Source organism: Comamonas sp. wu1-DMT (assembly GCF_040187805.1).
GTDB lineage: Bacteria > Pseudomonadota > Gammaproteobacteria > Burkholderiales > Burkholderiaceae_C > Comamonas > Comamonas thiooxydans.
On record NZ_JBANEM010000001.1, the window covers coordinates 756,546 to 775,420 of the forward strand.

Here is an 18,875-nt window from a genome sequence, read left to right on the forward strand (position 1 = left end):
TGCCCAGGAAAAGTGTTTCGTGCTGACGTCGTGTCCTGGATCTCAAATCGACCCCGGAGGCGATGCCGTCCCGATCAGAACCGAATCTGAACCCTTCATTGCATCAGGATCTCCCGCAGGCCATTGGCAGACAAGAGCGGTAGCAAAGAGGCCAAGAGGTCAGATGCAAAAAAGGCCGCAGTCGCGGCCTTTTTGTCCCTACTGGATTGAAGTGGCGCCGCACAGTGACGCCATGAAAATTCAAACCGGAACGCCCACCAGATCATGCCCCTGCGTGCCCACGATGCGCACGCTGATCAACTCGCCCACCTTGTAGGTCTTGCTGGCCTTCTCGGGCGGCTGGATGTGAACCACGCCGTCGATCTCGGGGGCATCGGCATAGGTGCGGCCCACACCACCCTTTTTGCCCAGGCTGACCGCCTTGTCCACCAACACCTTCATGACCTGGCCTACGCGGCGCTGCAGACGCTTGGTGGAGACCTCCTCGGCCACCTCCATGAAACGCGCACGACGTGCTTCGCGCACCTCTTCGGGCAGCATGCCGGGAAGTTCGTTGGCGGTGGCGCCTTCGACGGGGCTGTAGGCAAAGCAGCCGGCACGGTCGATCTCGGCTTCGCGAATGAAGTCCAGCAGATGCTCGAACTCTTCTTCAGTCTCGCCGGGGAAACCGGCAATGAAGGTGGAACGAATCACCAGCTCGGGACAGATCTTGCGCCACTCGCGGATACGGTCCAGGTTCTTTTCGCCCGATGCGGGTCGCTTCATGCGCTTGAGCACATCGGGGTGGCTGTGCTGCAAGGGCACATCCAGGTAAGGCAAGATCTTGCCCTCGGCCATCAAGGGCAGGACCGCATCCACGGTGGGATAGGGGTAGACATAGTGCAGACGCACCCAGGCACCGTGCTGCTGCGCCAGCTTGCCCAGCTCGTCGGCCAGCTCCAGCATACGGGTCTTGACGGGCTTGCCGTCCCAGAAACCGGTGCGGTACTTCACATCCACACCATAGGCCGAGGTATCCTGGCTGATCACCAACAGCTCTTTCACGCCCCCTTCAAACAACGCCTTGGCCTCCTTGAGCACATCGCCGATCGGACGCGAAACCAGATCGCCACGCATGCTGGGAATGATGCAAAAGGTGCAGCGATGGTTGCAGCCCTCGGAAATCTTCAGATAGGCATAGTGCTTGGGCGTGAGCTTGATGCCAGCATCGCCAAAGCTGCCAGGCACTAGGTCCACGAATGGGTCATGCGGCTTGGGCAGGTGGGTGTGCACCGCATCCATCACTTCCTGCGTCGCATGGGGTCCCGTGACTGCCAGCACACTGGGGTGCACTTCGGCCACCATGGTGGAGCCGCCCTCTTTGCCTGCCTTGGCACCCAGGCAACCGGTCACGATAACCTTGCCGTTGGCTGCCAGAGCTTCGCCAATGGTGTCCAGGCTTTCCTTGACGGCATCGTCAATGAAGCCGCAGGTGTTGACGATGACCAGATCCGCGCCTTCAAAGGTCTTGGAAGTCTGGTAGCCCTCGGCGCTGAGCTGCGTGAGAATCAGCTCGCTATCAGTCAAGGCCTTGGGGCAGCCCAGCGAAACAAAGCCCACTTTGGGGATTGCGGTTTGCGTGGGGCTAACGGAGTCGATTGATTTCATTTGATTTTTCCAGCAGCGCAGCGTCTACGCGCCAAGCAGAAATTTTATTTCAACGGCCAAATCAGCAGACTCGACTCTGTTGTTCGAGTCAGCCACACGCACGATGAAAAACTGGTAAACGAAAAAGGCGCTACCGCTTCTATAGCTGTAGCGCCTGTATTCTGATTGGTTCCACGAGATTCAAGCTCGCGGCCAACGGATTAAAAGCCCGAGTCATCAACAAGCATTGACACGGCCAAAACAGGTTATTTGGATGATTTTACCAGTTGCGCACCCAGGCTGCTCGCGCCCTCCAGGTCTTTGCCCCAAAGCTCAGGTATGCGATGGAAGCTTGCAACCGCCCTCCTCTGCCTAGCCAGAGACATCCAGCAGTCACCCTTCAACGCTCGCTACCGCAAGCCCAGTCAATATGAGCAGATAAAGGAGCGGCAGCAAGGCATTGCTCACTAGAGAAAAGCCGTTAGCAGAGGATTTCCGACATGCACTGGACAAGCCGACGACCCTGACGATTGTCGAGTGCCAGGGCCACGCCGAAATTTGCTGCAATCGCGCCATGGTATTGCCGTAAATTCGCACGATGGCTCCTGACAAGGCCTATGGCCGTGAGCCCCTTGCCACGACCACTCGAAATTCATGGATCAACAACTCCCACAACACATTCAAACGACTCCAAGCATTCATGCAACCTGAGCCAACAGCACTTTCAGCAAAAAAGATACATGCTTCCAAGCGCACGGGAGCCGCCTATGCGTATCGGTGAACTCGCCGCGCTCACAGGCTGCACGCCCAAAGCGCTACGCCTTTATGAGGCGCACGGCTTGCTCGGCACCGTGGCACGCCGGGGCAGCTACCGCAACTACGGCCCCGAAGATGTGCAGCGCGTGCAGTGGATCCGCCAAGCACTGGCGCTGGGTTTTCGTCTGGCTGCGCTACAGCCGCTACGCAGCATCGACACCCCGGCCGGTGCCGCTGCCGTCCAGGCACTGCTCCAAACCCGGCGACGTGCCATTGCCGACGAACTGGCGCGGCTGCAAGCTGCCGACACCGCCCTGGCTGCATTGTCCATGGAGCTGAGCACATGCGACGGTGCAAAGACATGCCATTCACCAGAGCCACTCTCCATTTGACGTTGTAGGGCTTGACTCTGCCCCCAAGGACAAGGTGATGCTGGCTGCTTACGAACTCAGCCCGCCTCTATCACCATGTCCCGTCGCATCCTCATCATCCTCGGCCAGCCCTCCACCAACAGTCTATGTGCCGCCTTGGCGAGCACCTATGCCGATGCCGCGCGCCATGCTGGAGCCAAGGTCCGACTGTTGGAGCTGGGTGAAATGCAATTCGACCCCATCCTGCGCCACGGATACGAGCATAGCCAGCCGCTGGAGGCCGACCTGCAAGGCGCTCAGCTCGACATTATCTGGGCGCAACACCTGGTGTGGGTCTATCCGATATGGTGGGGCGGACTACCGGCCCTGCTCAAGGGCTTTCTGGATCGCATCTTCCTGCCAGGCTTCGCCTTCAAATACCGGGCCAACTCTGCATTGTGGGACCGCCTGCTGGCCGGCCGCACTGCTGAACTGCTTGTGACAATGGATTTCCCTCCTTGGTACTACCGCTGGATACAACGCCAACCAGGTCACCGGCAAATGAAGCAGAGCATCCTGGAGTTCAGCGGCATCCGGCCCGTGCAGGTGCACAGTTTCGGCCCGGTGGTCAAGTCCGTCCAGTGCTGCCAAGCGCGCCGCCTGGATAGAGCGCGTGCGCACGCTGGGCGCCCATGCAGGCTTGCGCTGACAGCGACCCTCGCTGTTCTTTGCTGCGGCAGGAAGGATCGGCAAGCCACCCGATTTCGTTCCGCGAAGTTCCGCGCGATCAAGGAATACGGCCGCAGACTGCTGCTGGGCGGATGCATCGACCGGTTGAATCACCGTCCATTGCAGTCATTCATTGAGGCTAAAAACCTGCCTCCCTCCAAAAGACACTCGTCGCAGTTTTCACAAACTGCGCCGCAGCCGCTTCCCACTGGCCGCGAATGCTGACTTTGCCACGCCAACGGTGTTGCAAGACTGCGTCCGTTTCAAGCGGTGTCACCACATCCAGCACCACTCTGTAGACCGGACGCTCCGGGTATAGGGTGCCTTGCATGCTTCGGACCTGAATCATGCCTCCAGCTGCCGCAGACAGCGCAGCTTCCGAGAGCGTGCGACTCGCATCCTGATCAACGCTGCGCACCGTCAAATCCAGTACCGGCCCCACACCAGCGTCAGCGATAAAAATTGCGCTGTCGCCGATGCCGATGCGTTGCACATCTTCTTCCTGCACATAGGCAAGAACCTCCAGTCGATCGCGGCCCACGACCCTACCCAGCAATTCATTCCGGGCCAGCCAGTCTCCCGGTCGAAGATCCGGATCCACGTCGCGCAGCACTCCAGCGCCCGAGGCATTCAGCCGGTAGCGACTGGCTTCGGTTTCCACCGCCTGCTGTTGAGTGGCCGCCTGCAGCTGACGCTCTTGCAGAACCTGCCAATCCCTGCGCAGCTCCGAGTCGAAACCTGCTGCCGCTATTTGCTGCGAATACTGGGTCCTCTGCGCATCGTTCTGAGCCTGAGCGGCCTTGAGAGCCGGGGAATCCAGCATAAAGACTGGAGCATCAACCTCGACCATGCGTGCGTCGCCAAGCATTTGCTGCTGCAGCTGCGATGCATCAAGCGCATGCAAAGGCCATATCTCGCTGGATTGCAACATACCCTCGGTGCGGATTGGGGCAGGCAGGGGCAGCCAGCAAAGTGCAATAAGCACAAAGGCGACAATGGCACTCCAACGTGCTCTTCGACTACGGACGATCTGAGGCCAGCGCAAATGCCATGCGGCAATCTCGGACCAGAGAGGCTTGGCAATGAACCACACAATCTCCACCAGAAACAGCAAGATGCCCAGCGCCTTTATGAAAAAGTGATACACCAAGGCGGCAATACCCAAAAAAAAGAACCAATCGATAAATCCAGGTAGCCCAGGCAAACAAGATAAGCCCGCGACGTTTGGCAACGGTAAAAGACTCCGGGGGAGGTTCACCGAGCTTGAATAATTTCTCTCTGAGATCCCAGCGTGCCAGCGCAAAGGCACGTGAGTGCAGATTGGGCATCTGTAGAAAATCGGACAACAGAAAATATCCGTCAAAACGCATGAACGGACTTGCATTGATGACCAGCGTGCTGACCCATGTCGTAGTGGCCAGCAAAAAGGCCATGGACTTGGGGGACCCTTCAGGTAACCAGACCCACGCCAGCAAGGCCCATGCGGCAATCATCAGCTCCGTTGCGATGCCTGCACCCGCGACCTTGAGGCGCTGATCGCGCCGGGTCAATTTCCAGACCTCGTTGGTATCGGTGTATGCAACCGGCCAAAGCACCAGGAAGGCTACACCCATGGTCGGGACACGACATCCAAATCGCTTGGCCATCAAACCATGCCCCAGTTCATGAAGCACCTTGACAAACCCTAGCGTCAATCCATAGGCCAGCAGTCCTTGCCAGGTCAGCGAATCAACCAGGGTGGCCGTGAACGCTCCCCAGGAGCGTGAAACACCCCACAGTCCAGCAAACAGAGCCAGCAAGCTGATCCAGCCAAACGTTCGAGTGAATAGAAACTCCAGCGAAGGCGCCCACCGTGTCAGCCAGCGATCAGGCTTGATCAGCGGGACCCGAAAAAAGAGGTAGTTATGAAGAAGCCATTGCATCCAGCTTGAGCGTCTGCCCTGCCACCTCTCAGCCAGCGCATCGGCGCTATTGGGAGGCGGCTCCAACAGATCATTTCGCTGCGCAAACTGCAAGAGCGCATTCACGTCTTCCTCATGGAGCGTCAATGTCGTTTGAGCACAGACATCTTGCACAATCGCGTCAGCGACGCCCAGATGCCAGCGCTTGAACACCTCAAAGCTGGCCCAGTCCAGCTGAAAGAAAAGGTTGCGCACGGGATCATGCAGGGTCCAGCTCGGCTGACCATCGGGCAACACAGGACCGGGAAGCAAATCCAGTTCTTCACGTAAAGCAGGCCATGCGGTACTCATGGGACTTACCAGGCAATGAACTGGCGCAGGACGGCCCAGGGCTTGCGCAGAACCCAGTAGACCAACGGTACCCAATCACCTTGCAGCTTGGCGGTACCTTTGAGGCCGATACGAGCCTCCTCCTTGGCGAGCGACATGGATGCACGCACTCGATAGGCGTAGCTGCCATCTGGCCTGGCATTGGCGTCATACGCCATATACCGTAGCTTGCCCTCCAGCCCTGCCATGGGATTCGCTGCCAGATACAGCTTCACTGTGGCGCCCTGGGCCAATGGAATGGCATCACCGATAGGAACCCAGGCCTCGATTTCCACTTCATCAGGCCGGGCAATACGCATCACCCGCTCACCGGTCTGTACAGGTTTGCCAAGCCATTCGGTGGGAGAGTCAAACAAAACCATGCCATCTTCAGGTGCCAGCACCCGACTGCGATCACGCTGGTCACTCAGATACTGCACCTCGGCACGCTTCTCGCCTATGCGCCCGACAAGCGCTGCAAGCTGAGCCTTGGAGCGAGCGTCGCCCAAGGCCAGTTGGGCAGATTGTCGATATTCGGCTTCAGCGGTCAGCAGAGCTTGCCGGGCAACCTCCAGCCGACTGCTGATCTGCGCCTCATCCAGTCCAAACAAGCTCTCGCCTTTCCGTACCATTTGATTGGGCTGGACGTGGATCTGATCAATGACACCGTCCAATGGAGCCCTGAGAACTACAGGCTGCGCGGCAACGAGCTCACCAGGAGCAAGCACGCTCATGTGCACAGGAACGGCGCCAAGCACAAAAAGTCCGCCCAAGATCCAGGTAGTTTTTTTTTTGCCACCAGCTTTTGGCGTTGACTCTCGATGCCGCAGGTTTTCGCCAGAACCTGGGCTGGCTTGCCTGCAATGCAGAATAGGCATGAAACCAGATATGCCCCCATTCGGCGAGAAGCGGAAAGCGCTGCTCTTCAATTGCCTGTGCCCCCGAAAGAAGCAGTCCGCCTTCAGGAACAGGCTTTTGACCATCTTGCAGCAGAGGCACCCATATCGCATAGGGCCCCAACCATTCGCTCCATGAGCTTGCCAACTCGGGTGGAAGCTGAGCCGGTTCAATGCGCCGAACCTGAATGGGTTGCTGTGTCTGGAGAAACTGGCATACCCCGTGCAGCCATTGGGCATAAGGCGTATTTCTATCGGTCTCTACCACGCCGGATAGGGCCGTTACCCCGCCGTCATCCAGCCACAGACATGCTTGACGGTAAGGAACGAGCAAACGGCTATCGTTGACCAGCAAAAAGCGCAGTTCGGCATTGCTGCGGGCAGCCCTGGCGCGATGCCCCAGCTCAAGCAGCAGCATTGCCGGGTTCACGCTCTGAGGAGAAACGGCTGCGTTCATGGCGCAACCGCCTCATATGCTGTAGTCATGATTCCATCAACCATGGACATACTGGGACATCCTTTTCCCCGCCTGCTGATTTGCCGCATTTGCCATCTTTTCACTCAGTCCGGCTCGCCCTGTGGGCACACTGGATGTGGCCTGTGCATCGCCGACTACCAGCTTGACAGTTCGCACCGACTCGTGCCCCTTTCCATCGCTGACCTTGATCTGCAGAACAAGCGTTGTGCTGAGGTCCTTGGGTGCGTTGATGGTTAGCTGACCGCTATGACGGTCCAAGCGCACCCATCCGGGTAGCTCCTGCTTGCCGGAGAAGCTGAACTGGAGCGACTCGATATCCCACGGGCTCTCCGACGCCAGCAGGACGGGCTTCAGATCCAGAGTGCTGACCCCAGTCGTGACCGAGAACTGCTCAGGTGCCGGATCAAATCCAGAGCGATTGGGCTCTACCGGCACGAAAAGCGACGCCCACGCCCAGTCATTGAAGCCTGCAATTGACTGCGGAAGACCATATTCAGACCAGCTATCTTGACGAGGCATCCCTGTGTCTTGAGATACGGAGCCGCGCATCATCGACGCGGGGTGTAGAAAATCAGCATTCGGTTCTGGTACCTCGGAGGGTTGAAATGGTGCGAGGCCAGGCACTGCAGGCAGATCATTCATGGTGGGTAGGCCTGGAGGCTGCACTGCCGGAGGAACCAAGGGTTCAACAACTCCGGTGAGCGAGGTCACCGCAGATGCATTGCCCGCCGCGTCCCTTTGCTGAACCCAGAGGCTGAATGTCCCAAGACCAGGCAACTGGACTGCATTGCTGCGGCCTTCAAGCCAGGATGCGCCATTGTCCAGGGAATACTGCCAGCTTCCTCCCGCTTCCAGACCGGAGATGATGACCAAGCCTGTGGGAGAGATCTGTCGGCCGTCCACCAGTGTGGCTTGATCGAGGGTAACTTCCGGTGCAACCGGATCCGCGGTGTCGATGGCATAGACATTGGATGCCGTAGTGCCGACTCCAGCATTGCCTGCCTTGTCTGTCACACCTGCGTTGTTCAGTGTGATCAGGTTACCCGTGCTCTCCAGGTTGACCGTGGGCGTAAAGGTCGCAGTCCAGGTGACGCCGCCATCGCTGCTGGTGACAGTGCTCAAGGAGCCACCGCTGACGCTCAGGTCGCTGTTGTCAAACCCGTTCACTGCTTCGCTGAAGGTGATGGTGACCTGGGTACTCTCTCCGGCTTGCAGCGCTGTGTCCGCCACCACAATGGTCGCGGTCGGACGCTGGGTGTCGATGGCGTAGTTGTTGGAGCCGGTGGTGCCGCTGCCAACGTTGCCCGCTGCGTCGGTGGCCCCGGTGTTATCCAAGGTGATCAGGTTGCTGGCATCGGTGACGTTGCTGGTAGGTGTGAAGGTCGCCGTCCAGGTGATGCCGCCGTCGCTGCTGCTGACCGCGCTCAGGGTGCCGTTGGCTACCGTCAGGTCGGCGTTGGTGAAGCCGGTCACCGCCTCGCTGAAGGTGATGGTCACCAGCGAGGTTTCTCCGACTTTCAACGCGTTGTCGGCCACCACAATGGTCGCCGTCGGGCGCTGGGTGTCGATGGCGTAGTTGTTCGAATCGGTGGTGCCGCTGCCAACGTTGCCCGCTGCGTCGGCGACCCCGGAATTGTCCAGGGTGATCAGGTTGCTGGCGTCGGTGACGTTGCTGGTTGGCGTGAACGTCGCCGTCCACGTGATGCCGCCGTCGCTGCTGCTGACGTTGCTCAGCGTGCCGTTGGCCACCGTCAGATCGGCATTGCTGAAACCGCTTACTGCCTCGCTGAAGGTGATGGTCACCAACGAGGTTTCTCCGACCACAAGGCTAGTGTCCGCCACCACAATGGTCGCAGTCGGACGCTGGGTATCGATGGCGTAGTTGTTCGAATCGGTGGTGCCGCTGCCGGCGTTGCCCGCTGCGTCAGTCACCCCGGAATTGTCCAGGGTGATCAGGTTGGTGGCGTCACTGGTGTTGGCGTCCGGGGTGAAGGTCGCCGTCCACGTGATGCCGCCGTCGCTGCTGCTGACCGCGCTCAGGGTGCCGTTGGCTACCGTCAGATCGGCGTTGCTGAAACCGCTTACCGCTTCACTGAAGGTGATGGTCACCAGCGAGGCCTCACCGACTTTCAGCGCGGTATCCGCCACCACAATGGTCGCGGTAGGACGTACGGTATCGATGGCGTAGTTGTTGGAGTCGGTGGTGCCGCTGCCTGTATTACCCGCCGCATCCACATAGCCGATGTTGTTCAGCGTGATCAGATTGCTAGCGTTGGTGATACCGGCCGTTGGCGTCAGCATCACCGTCCAGGTGATGCCGCCATCGCTGGATATCAGATGGCTCAGAGCTCCATGCTCGACGCTGAAGTCGGACAGATCCAGACCGCTGACGGCTTCGCTAAAGGTGATGGTCACCAGCGAAGTCTCACCCACGCTCAAAGCGTTGTCGGTCACCACAATGGTGGCCGTCGGGCGCTGGGTGTCGATGGCGTAGTTGTTGGAGTCGGTGGTGCCGCTGCCTGTGTTGCCCGCTACATCCACATAGCCGGTGTTGTTCAGCGTGATCACATTGCTGGCATCGGTGATGCGGGCTGTCGGCGTCAGGGTCGCCGTCCAGGTGATGCCGTCGCTGCTGCTGAGGTTGCTCAGACTGCCGTTCGCCACAGTGAAGTCACCAACATCCAGCCCCGTCACCGCTTCGCTGAAGGTAATGATGACCGTGGTGCTCTCGCCCACCGCCAGCGCCGTGTCGTTCACCACAATGGTGGCTGTCGGGCGCTGGGTGTCGATGGCGTAGTTGTTGGAGTCGGTGGCGCCGCTGCCGGCATTGCCGGCAGCGTCAGTCACCCCGGAATTGTCCAGGGTGATCAGGTTGCTGGCGTCACTGGTGTTGGCAGTCGGCGTGAAGGTCGCCGTCCACGTGATACCGCCGTCGCTGCTGCTGACGTTGCTCAGCGCGCCGTTGGCCACCGTCAGGTCGGCGTTGGTGAAGCCGGTCACCGCCTCGCTGAAGGTGATGGTCACCAACGAGGTTTCTCCGACCGCAAGGCTAGTGTCCGCCACGACAATGGTCGCCGTTGGGCGCAGCGTATCGATGGCGTAGTTGTTGGAGTTGGTGGTGCCGCTGCCGGCGTTGCCCGCTGCGTCAGTCACCCCGGAATTGTCCAGGGTGATCAGGTTGCTGGCGTCACTGGTGTTGGCAGTCGGGGTGAAGGTCGCCGTCCAGGTGATGCCGCCGTCGCTGCTACTCACCGCACTCAGCGTACCGTTGACAATCGTCAGATCGGCATTGGTGAAGTCGATCACCGCTTCGCTGAAGGTGATGGTCACCAGGCTGGTCTCGCCGATGCCGAGAACCGTGTTGGCGACCACGATGGTCGCGGTCGGACGCACCGTGTCGATGGCGTAGTTGTTGGAGTCTGTGGTGCCGCTGCCGGCGTTGCCGGAGGCGTTCTGTGCGCCCGTATTGTCCAGGGTGATGAGGTTGCTGAGGTTGGTGATGCCCGCCGTCGGGGTGAAGGTGGCGGTCCAAGTGACGCCGCCATCAGCACTGGACACTGCCGACAACGTGCCGTTGGCAATGGTCAGGTCGGCGTTGGTGAAACCGGTCACCGCTTCGCTGAAGGTAATGGTCACCAGCGAGGTTTCACCGATCTTCAGTGCGCTTTCGCTGACCACGATGGTGGCGGTCGGCAACACGGTATTGATGACAAAGTTGGCGGAATTGGTCGTACCGGCGCCGACGTTGCCTGACAGATCGGCAACGCCGGTATTGTCCAGGGTGATCAGGTTGCTGGCATCGTTGATACCGACGCTCGGCGTGAAGGTCGCCGTCCAGGTAATGCCGCCGTCGCTGCTGCTGACCGCGCTCAGGGTGCCGTTGGCTACCGTCAGATCGGCGTTGCTGAAACCGCTTACCGCTTCACTGAAGGTGATGGTCACCAGCGAGGTCTCACCGACTTTCAGCGCGTTATCCGCCACCACAATGGTCGCGGTCGGACGCTGGGTGTCAATGGCGTAGCTGTTGGAGTCGGTGGTGCCGCTGCCGGCGTTGCCCGCTGCGTCAGTCACCCCGGAATTGTCCAGGGTGATCAGGTTGGTGGCGTCACTGGTGTTGGCGTCCGGGGTGAAGGTCGCCGTCCACGTGATGCCGCCGTCGCTGCTGCTGACCGCGCTCAGGGTGCCGTTGGCTACCGTCAGATCGGCGTTGCTGAAACCGCTTACCGCTTCACTGAAGGTGATGGTCACCAGCGAGGCCTCACCGACTTTCAGCGCGGTATCCGCCACCACAATGGTCGCGGTCGGACGCTGGGTGTCAATGGCGTAGCTGTTGGAGTTGGTGGTGCCGCTGCCGGCGTTGCCCGCTGCGTCAGTCACCCCGGAATTGTCCAGGGCTATCAGATTGGTGGCGTCACTAGTGTTGGCGGTCGGGGTGAAGGTCGCCGTCCAGGTGATACCGCCGTCGCTGCTGCTGACGGTGCTCAGCGTGCCGTTGGCGATGGCCAGATCGCTGTTATCGAAACCGCTTACCGCTTCGTTGAAGGTGATGGTCACCAGCGAGGTTTCTCCGACCGCAAGGCTAGTGTCCGCCACGACAATGGTCGCCGTTGGGCGCAGCGTATCGATGGCAAAATTGTTGGAGTCGGTGGTGCCGACGCCGCTGTTGCCCGAGGCGTTGGTCACACCTGCGTTGCTCAGGGTGATCAGGTTGGTGGCGTCACTGGTGTTGGCGGTCGGGGTGAAGGTCGCCGTCCAGGTGATACCGCCGTCGCTACTGCTCACATTGCTCAACGTGCCATTGGCGATGGTCAGGTCGCTGTTGTCGAAACCGCTGACCGCTTCGCTGAAGGTGATAGTCACCAGCGAGGTTTCACCGACCGCAAGGCTAGTGTCCGCCACGACAATGGTGGCCGTCGGGCGCGCCGTGTCGATGGCGTAGTTGTTCGAGTTGGTGGTGCCGGCACCAGCATTGCCGGCCTGGTCCGTGTAGCCAGTGTTGTTCAGAGTAATCAGGTTGCTGGCATCCAGGACATTGCCATCGGGTGTCAGGGTGGCGGTCCAGGTGATGCCGCCGTCCAAGCTGCTGAGGTTGCTGAGTGCGCCGTTGGCCACGGTGAAGTCGGCGGTAGTGAGGCCTGTCACCGCCTCGCTGAAGGTGATGGTGACGGTGCTGGTTTCGCCAGCGCGCAGTACTGTGTCGGCAACCGCGATGCTGCTGGCCACCGGGCGCACGCCGTCCACTACTAGTGCCTTGTTGGCTCCCAGGGAGCCGGCGGCGCCGGGGGTGGGCAGGGTCAGGATGGCATCGCGGCTGGAACCGTCCTTGATGGTGCCGCCGTTGAGGCTCAGTGCCGAGGTGGAGGCGTAGTCGAGGTCGGCGGAACTGTCGCCGGCCTGGATGGTGTAGCTGAAGGTCAGGGTGTTGCTGCCCGAGCCGGAAACGTAGTCGAGCGTCCGGTCGACGGCGCCGGTCTCCAGTTGCAGCCTGGGCGCTCCGGTGACGTCGACGGTGGTATCAAAGGTGATGGTGACGGTGATGGTGTCGCCGATCTTGTAGGTGCCGTCCGGGGTGCCGGCGCTGACGCCGACGATACGCGGGTTGGGCTGCTCGACGTTGATCGAGATGATATCGGTGTCGGTCTGGGGGCCACCGGTGCCGGACTGCCCCAGGTCGCTGGTGCTGACCTGCAGGCTGGCGGCGCCGTTGTAGCCGCCCCTGGGGCTGAACACCAGGCCGTTGAGGGCATTGTTGATATTGGCGATCGAGCCTTCGAAGGTGAGGGTCGCGTCGCCGGCGCCGCTGCCGAAGAGGAAGCTCAGGCCCGCGGTGCCGCTCAGGGTAATCAGGCCATTGCTGGCGGTCAGGGTCACCCGTACCGTGCCCGAACCGGCATCCACGTCGCTGATGCTGATCAAGTTGCCATTGCCGCTGCTGAACACCAGGTTGGCGTCCTGGTCGGTGGTTTGCGCGGCCGGAACGCTGTTGACCGGGGCATCGTTGACCGCCGCGACCGTCAGGGTAAGGGTGGCCGAGTCGGCCTCGCTGCTGCCGGTGCCGGACAGGCCCGGATCAGTGCCAGTGTTACCGCCATCGTCGATGGCGATCGTCAGCGTCACGTTGGCCGTGGCGTTGCTGGCGGTGGTGAAGCTCATGCCGCTGGCGGCGATGAAGGCGTTGATGTCGGCCACGGTGCCGCTCAGGGTGAGGCTGCCGGTACCCGAGCCGCCCACGGTGACGCCGCCGCCGTTGGTGGCGGCCAGGGTGCCGCTGGCCACGCTGAAGGTGGCAGTCACGCTGCCGCTGCCCGCGTCGACATCGGCGAAGCTGATGCCGGTCAGGGCGGCGGGTACATCCTCGGTCACGGCGATGGAGCCGGGCGCGGTGATGCCGGGGGCATCGTTCACCGCCTCGACGCCGACCGTGGCCGCGATGCTGACGCTGGTGCTGTTCACGCCGCCATTACTGGTGCCGCCGTTGTCAGTGATGCTGGTCAGCGTGACCACACGGCTGCTGCCGGTGGGCGCTTCGCTGCTGTTGCGGTAGGTCATGCCGTCGATGACGGTCTGGGCGCTGGCCGTGCTGAGGCCGGGGTGGGTCAGGGTGACGGTGGCGGTGCCGCCACTGGCGCTGACGCTGTAGCCGATGCCGTTGCTGCCGGTGACGCCGTTGGCGCCGTTTACGAGGGCGATGTCGGTGCCGTCGATGCTCAGGATTTCGCTGGCGCCGTTGGCCAGGTTACCCACGGTCAGGGTCAGGCCGATGATGGCCTGGCCCGCCTCGATGGTGTCGATGCTCACGCTGCTGAACAGGTCCACCGCCACACCGTTCTCGGTGTAGGTGGGCGTACCGCCGGTGGCGAACAGGGCGGGTGCGTCGTTCACGCCGATGACGTTGACGGTGATATCGGCATTGCCGCTGGTGGCACCGTCGCCATCGTTCACGGTGACGCGCACGGTGCGGGTAGCGGTGCTCGGATCGAGGGTGTTGCTGTTGCTGTAGGTGATGTTGCGCACCAGCGCCTGGACGGCCGCCGGGGTCGCGTTGGCGTTCAGGCTGATCACAAGGTCGTTGGTGCCGGTGCCGCCGGTGAAGCTGCCGATCACCACGCCGCCGAAGGTGATGTTCGAACCGGCAACACCGATCTGCCCGGCCCCCGTCCCTTGGTTGCGGATGGCCAGGATGTCTTCGCCGCTGGCGCGGTTGGCAACGATGGCGACGGTGACGTTGCCGCCATCGAAGTTCGCGGAATCGCTGTCGGTAACCGTGGCGTTGTCACCGGCGTCCAGCAGCTGGGCCTGGCTGCCTTCGTAGATGAACATGCTGTCGCCGTTCAAGTTGCCGACCACAGGCGCCGCGTTGATCGGCGCGGTGAGAGTGAAGTCGTTGCCGCTGCCGCCGATGTAGCTGGCGGTCAACACGGTGCTGTTGCCGCCGGCTGTGATGGTGCCGCCTTCGGCCAGGCCACTGAAGGTACCGGTGATGCCGTCCGCCAAGTCATTGACGATCAGGGTATAGCTGTCGCCGTTGCCAGGGGCATAGCCGTGGGTGACCGAGAGGGTCGTCCCGGAAACGCCCACGGTGCCATTCACCACCACCTGGTCGTACTGGCTGCCAGCCGTGGTGCCGTTGATCTCGACGGCCAGGGTACTGCCGGCGTTCATCTGCAGGTCGCCGTTCACCGTCAGGGTGCCGGCGCTGTTGCCCGGCGACAGGGTGCCGCCGTTGTTGACGGTTACGTTGCCACCCAGCGTGCCGGAGCCTGCGAGGGTGCCGCCGCTATTGACGGTGGTTGCACTGGCGGTGCTGCCATTCACGGCAAGCGTGCCGGCCGATACGGTGGTCATGCCCGAATAGTTGTTTGTGTTTGGCAGTGTCAGCGAGCCACTGCCGGTCTTGGTCAATCCGCCGGTGCCGCCGATTGCCCCGCTCAGGGTGGCCGCAAGGCCGGAGCCCAGCGAAACGGCGCCACCGCTGGCGCCCAGTGCGATCGCGTTGTCGACGGTTGTGGAGCTGGTGATTGCCAGGGTCCCGTCATTGAGTTGCACGGTTCCGGTGCCCAGGTTGGCATCGCCGGCAATCGACAGGGTGCCGCCGCTCAGCACCTGCGTCCCCCAGCTCTGGCCACTGTTGGTGCCGGACAGCGTCAAGGTGCCGCTGCCATCCAGCACCAAGGTGCCGCTGCCGGTGATGCTACCGGAGAAGGTGCTGCTGCCGCCGCTGACGCCGACCACGAATTCGTTCGCCCCGATGGCCACCGTGCCCGCGCCGGAGAGCAGGGCGACGACATCGTCGGCGCCAAGGGTCAGCGTTGCGCCCGACGAAACCGTCACCGAGGTGTTGTCGTCCAGCGTACCGCTGGCTCCGTTGAGCATCAGCCCGCCGGCCGAAACGGTGGTGGCGCCGGTGTAGGCGTTGGAACCGCTCAGCGTCAGCGTGCCGCTGCCGGACTTGGTCAGGCCGCCCGAGCCGCTGATGACGCCGGAGTATGTAGTGCTGGCGTTCTGGTTGACGGTGAGCGTATTGCTCGACAGGGTCACGTTGCCGACACCGGATAGGCCGCCGATGGTCTCGCTGCTCGAGAGCGACAATGTTGTGCCGGAACTCAGTGCGACGGTTGTGGTGTCGGCCAATGCAGAGCCGTTCTGCAGCGCCAGCGTGCCCGCCGTTACCGAGACGGCGCCGCTGTAGGTGTTGGTTCCGGCCAATGTGAGTGTGCTGGCGCCGCTCTTGGTCAGCCCACCGCTGCCGCTGACAACACCGCTCAGCGTCATACTGTTGGCCGTGCTGATGGTCGAAGCAGCCGTTACGCTGATCGCGTTATCGATAGTGACGGCGGCGCTGTTGCTCAAGGTGCCGCCGACCAATGTAACGGTGCCGCTGGCCAGATGATCATCCGAGCCGATGCTCAGCGCACCTGCGGAAATGGTCGTACCACCGGTCAGGCCAGCCTCGTTGCCCGTGTTGGCCAACGCCAGCGTACCGGCATCGGTCTTGTTCAGGTTGAAACTGCCACCACCCAGCGCGCCGCTGAGGGTCAGGGTGGCCCCGCTGGCCGCGCTGATGTTGGCATCGCCGGTGAAGGTGATGTTGCCGCTCAGCGTGGAGCTGCCACTGACCTGGTGCAGTACGCCGTAGTCGGCGGCGCTGACTGTTTTGCCAGTGCCGGCGATGGTGAAGGCTTCGGCGATGGTGAGCCCACCGTTTACGCGGACGGTCGTGCCGCTGGCCACCGTGGTGCCGCCGGCGGTCGTACCGAATGCGTTGGCGTGGTTGGCGATCACAGTACCGCCCGTGATGCTGGTGGCACCGGTGTAGGTGTTGTTGCCGTCGAGCTGCAGGATGGCCTGGCCATTCTTGGTCAGGCTGCCGGAACCGGAGATCACGCCGCTGAATGTGACCTGCGTGGCGCCGCCGCTACCACCGATATTGATGAAGCCGCCAGCGGCACCGAGGACGATGTTGTTGTCCAGGGTGAAGGCGTTGCTGTTGTTGGTGAAGGTCCCGCCGTTCAGCGTCAGCGTACCGGACGACAGGAAGTCATCATTGCCGATCTGCAAGGTGCCGCCGGTCACGCTGATGCCACCGGACATGTTGGCTTCGTTGCTGGGGCTGGCGAGCGCCAGGGTGCCGCCTCCAGCCTTGGTCAGCGCACCGCTGCCGGCCAGGGTGCTGGTAACGGTCACGATCCCGCTGGAATTGCTGAAGTTCAGCGCGGTGCCGCCACCCAGGGTGATGGTGCTGCCGGTGATGTTCAGGCCCGTGGCCGAATCGCCGTTGATGTTCAGGCTCTCACTGATCGACAGGTTGCCAGCCAGCGCCATGTTGTTATTGAAGCTGTTGCTGAAGATCAGGGTCTGGGTGCCGGTGGCATCGGCCGCCGCAATGGCCACCGCCTCGCTGAAGCTGACGCCATTGCTCCGGTCGATGGTGGCGGTATCGGTGGTGTTGGTGACGTAGATGGTGTCGCTGGTGACGGTGACGTTGGCCGTCGCGCTGGTGTTGCCGTCGTTCAGGGTGAAGCGGATGTTGGCGTCACCAGCCGGCGTGTCGTTGCGGTAGGTAATGCGCTGGGCGACATCGTTCACCAGTGCCGTGGTCGCCGTGGTGCCGCTGCTGGTGAAGCTGATCGTCAGCACACCGCCGGTATTGGTGAAGGTGGCGAAGGTGACGCCCCCAGATTGCAGGTTGCTGCCACTGACGGTGAACAAGGCTCCCGTGGTGTTGAAACCGAAGACATCGGCCGCCACGGCGCTGCCCGAATTCTGCACGGTCAGGCTGGCGCCGGACCAGTTGCCGAGGCCGCCGTTGAGCGCACCGAGTTCGGCATCCGTGAGCGAAGCGTTGCCGCTGGAATCCAGCGCCACGGTATTGCCCACGCCGGCCCAGGCGACGCTGTCGTTGTTCAGGTTGCCGATGGTCGGTACGGCATTGGGCGGGTTGGTGTCACCCACGAAACTGTCGATGTTGGTCTGGAAGAAGTCCGTGCTGCTAACCCGCACTTCGTCGACCCGTATACCGCCAAAGCTCAGGGTGCCGCTGCCGGCGGTATCTATAGTCCCGGCGGTGCCTACCAGGACGCCGTCCAGGTAGCCGGCCACCGTAACGGTCGATCCGCCCGAGTTGTTGATGAAGATGCTGGTGAAGGTGAAATCCGCGCCATCGCTGCGGGCAATGGTGAAACGCTCGGTAGTGCCAACGTTGAACGTCTGCGACTGCAGATTGATCGATGGCGAGTTGCCATCTCCGTACTGGGTTTCCCAGACGGTGTCACCACCGTCACCCACCGGCGTGAAGGTGTAGGTGAATTCGACGCCGCCCAAGTCTCTGGTGAAGCTGCTCGTCGTACCGGTATCGGTCGTGAAACTGTCATTGAAGGCCGTCAGCAGGCCTTTGAAGTCGTTGATCTCCAGTGCCACCGCCTCGACGGCCCCCTGGCTGACTTCCAGCGTCCAGTCCCCGCCCAGGCTCGCGGCCCCGGTCATGTCGCTGGAAACCGCAATGTCCGCGCCGGTTGCGCTAGCCAGGGACCGGACGAAATCCACTCCGACGCCATCGGCGCCTACCTGGCAGCCGTACAGCAGGATGTCGCCGTCGCTGTCCAGCGACTGGCCGATGGCGTTCAGCAGGCCGCTGCGGGCGGCGAGGTCGCCACCTTCAAGCCAGTCGTTGCCGAGTTGGACCTTGCCGACATCGCCATGGCTGAGGATATGAATGGCATCGATACCGCTGCGACCGTCGAGGTAGTCGGCGATCTGCTGCAGGCCATCCTTGCTGGCATCCAGCACCACGACTTCGGTACCTGGCTTCAAGCCACTGACAAGCTTCTGGTAATTCCTGACATTGCTGTCAACAAACACCACTTCCTGGCGCTGTGTAGTCGCTGGCGAAGCCTCGGTCGCTCTCTGCGCTTCCGCGGTCAGCGCATGTCGCAGCGCAGTTGCCGTGTCCACTGTATGCTCTGCCGCCGCAGGTGCTGCAGAGTCTGCAGCCGCATGAGCCACATCCACCGCAGCCGCACCATCAAACATAAAGCGCTGCTCCAATGCCAGCGGGCGCACGACGAAGGCCGGCTGCAGATGCTGAGGGGCACCGGTCTTTACGGCCTGCGCCGTCATGGCCTGTGTCAGACGGCTCCAGAGTTGGCGGGATTTGCGGGTCATCAAAGTGTCCTTCCGGTATGAAGGTGGCATGGCGCTTGCCTGCCTTGCAGGTTCAGACCGCCGGCTTACCCTCTTCCTGGGAAGCAGTCGGTCTCCTGCTATCGGACTA

7 protein-coding genes and 1 pseudogene are annotated in these 18,875 nt (G+C 61.7%); 2 read left to right on the forward strand and 6 right to left on the reverse strand.

What is annotated here, in order from left to right:
• Positions 1–240: 240 nt before the first annotated feature.
• On the reverse strand, positions 241–1,647 hold the full coding sequence (rimO, locus tag V8Z78_RS03485) for a 30S ribosomal protein S12 methylthiotransferase RimO (protein ID WP_034356952.1): 1,407 nt from the start codon (positions 1,645–1,647) through the stop codon (positions 241–243).
• Positions 1,648–2,393: 746 nt separating this feature from the next.
• Between rimO and V8Z78_RS03490 the strand changes: the two genes are divergently transcribed.
• Both V8Z78_RS03490 and V8Z78_RS03495 read left to right on the forward strand, forming a co-directional pair.
• Positions 2,394–2,774: a MerR family transcriptional regulator gene (locus tag V8Z78_RS03490; protein ID WP_349730878.1), complete on the forward strand. Its 381-nt coding sequence runs from the start codon at positions 2,394–2,396 to the stop codon at positions 2,772–2,774.
• 75 nt (positions 2,775–2,849) lie between these two features.
• Positions 2,850–3,441: pseudogene (locus tag V8Z78_RS03495) on the forward strand (NAD(P)H-dependent oxidoreductase).
• A 159-nt stretch (positions 3,442–3,600) separates the two neighbouring features.
• Here V8Z78_RS03495 and V8Z78_RS03500 read toward each other — a convergent pair.
• From V8Z78_RS03500 to V8Z78_RS03520, 5 genes are all read right to left on the reverse strand, one after another.
• Positions 3,601–4,392: an HlyD family secretion protein gene (locus V8Z78_RS03500; RefSeq protein ID WP_349730879.1), complete on the reverse strand. Its 792-nt coding sequence runs from the start codon at positions 4,390–4,392 to the stop codon at positions 3,601–3,603.
• A gap of 88 nt (positions 4,393–4,480) precedes the next feature.
• Positions 4,481–5,713, reverse strand: coding sequence for a site-2 protease family protein (locus tag V8Z78_RS03505; protein WP_349730880.1), 1,233 nt, complete (start codon positions 5,711–5,713; stop codon positions 4,481–4,483).
• Between the two features lie 5 nt (positions 5,714–5,718).
• Entirely contained in the window at positions 5,719–6,342 is a 624-nt protein-coding gene (locus tag V8Z78_RS03510) for an efflux RND transporter periplasmic adaptor subunit (RefSeq protein WP_502878830.1), read from the reverse strand.
• 100 nt (positions 6,343–6,442) lie between these two features.
• On the reverse strand, positions 6,443–7,084 hold the full coding sequence (locus V8Z78_RS03515) for a hypothetical protein (RefSeq protein ID WP_349730882.1): 642 nt from the start codon (positions 7,082–7,084) through the stop codon (positions 6,443–6,445).
• Between the two features lie 36 nt (positions 7,085–7,120).
• A complete protein-coding gene (locus V8Z78_RS03520) occupies positions 7,121–18,766 on the reverse strand; it encodes an Ig-like domain-containing protein (protein ID WP_349730883.1) in 11,646 nt (3,881 codons plus the stop codon).
• Positions 18,767–18,875: the final 109 nt, after the last annotated feature.

What these genes read in the sequence shown, in the direction of transcription:
- V8Z78_RS03490 (WP_349730878.1), top strand. Translation starts at nt 2,394, where the DNA reads ATGCGTATCGGTGAACTCGCCGCGCTCACAGGCTGCACGCCCAAAGCG.
- V8Z78_RS03500 (WP_349730879.1), bottom strand. Translation starts at nt 4,392, where the DNA reads ATGTTGCAATCCAGCGAGATATGGCCTTTGCATGCGCTTGATGCATCG.
- V8Z78_RS03505 (WP_349730880.1), bottom strand. Translation starts at nt 5,713, where the DNA reads ATGAGTACCGCATGGCCTGCTTTACGTGAAGAACTGGATTTGCTTCCC.
- rimO (WP_034356952.1), bottom strand. Translation starts at nt 1,647, where the DNA reads ATGAAATCAATCGACTCCGTTAGCCCCACGCAAACCGCAATCCCCAAA.
- V8Z78_RS03515 (WP_349730882.1), bottom strand. Translation starts at nt 7,084, where the DNA reads ATGAACGCAGCCGTTTCTCCTCAGAGCGTGAACCCGGCAATGCTGCTG.
- V8Z78_RS03520 (WP_349730883.1), bottom strand. Translation starts at nt 18,766, where the DNA reads ATGACCCGCAAATCCCGCCAACTCTGGAGCCGTCTGACACAGGCCATG.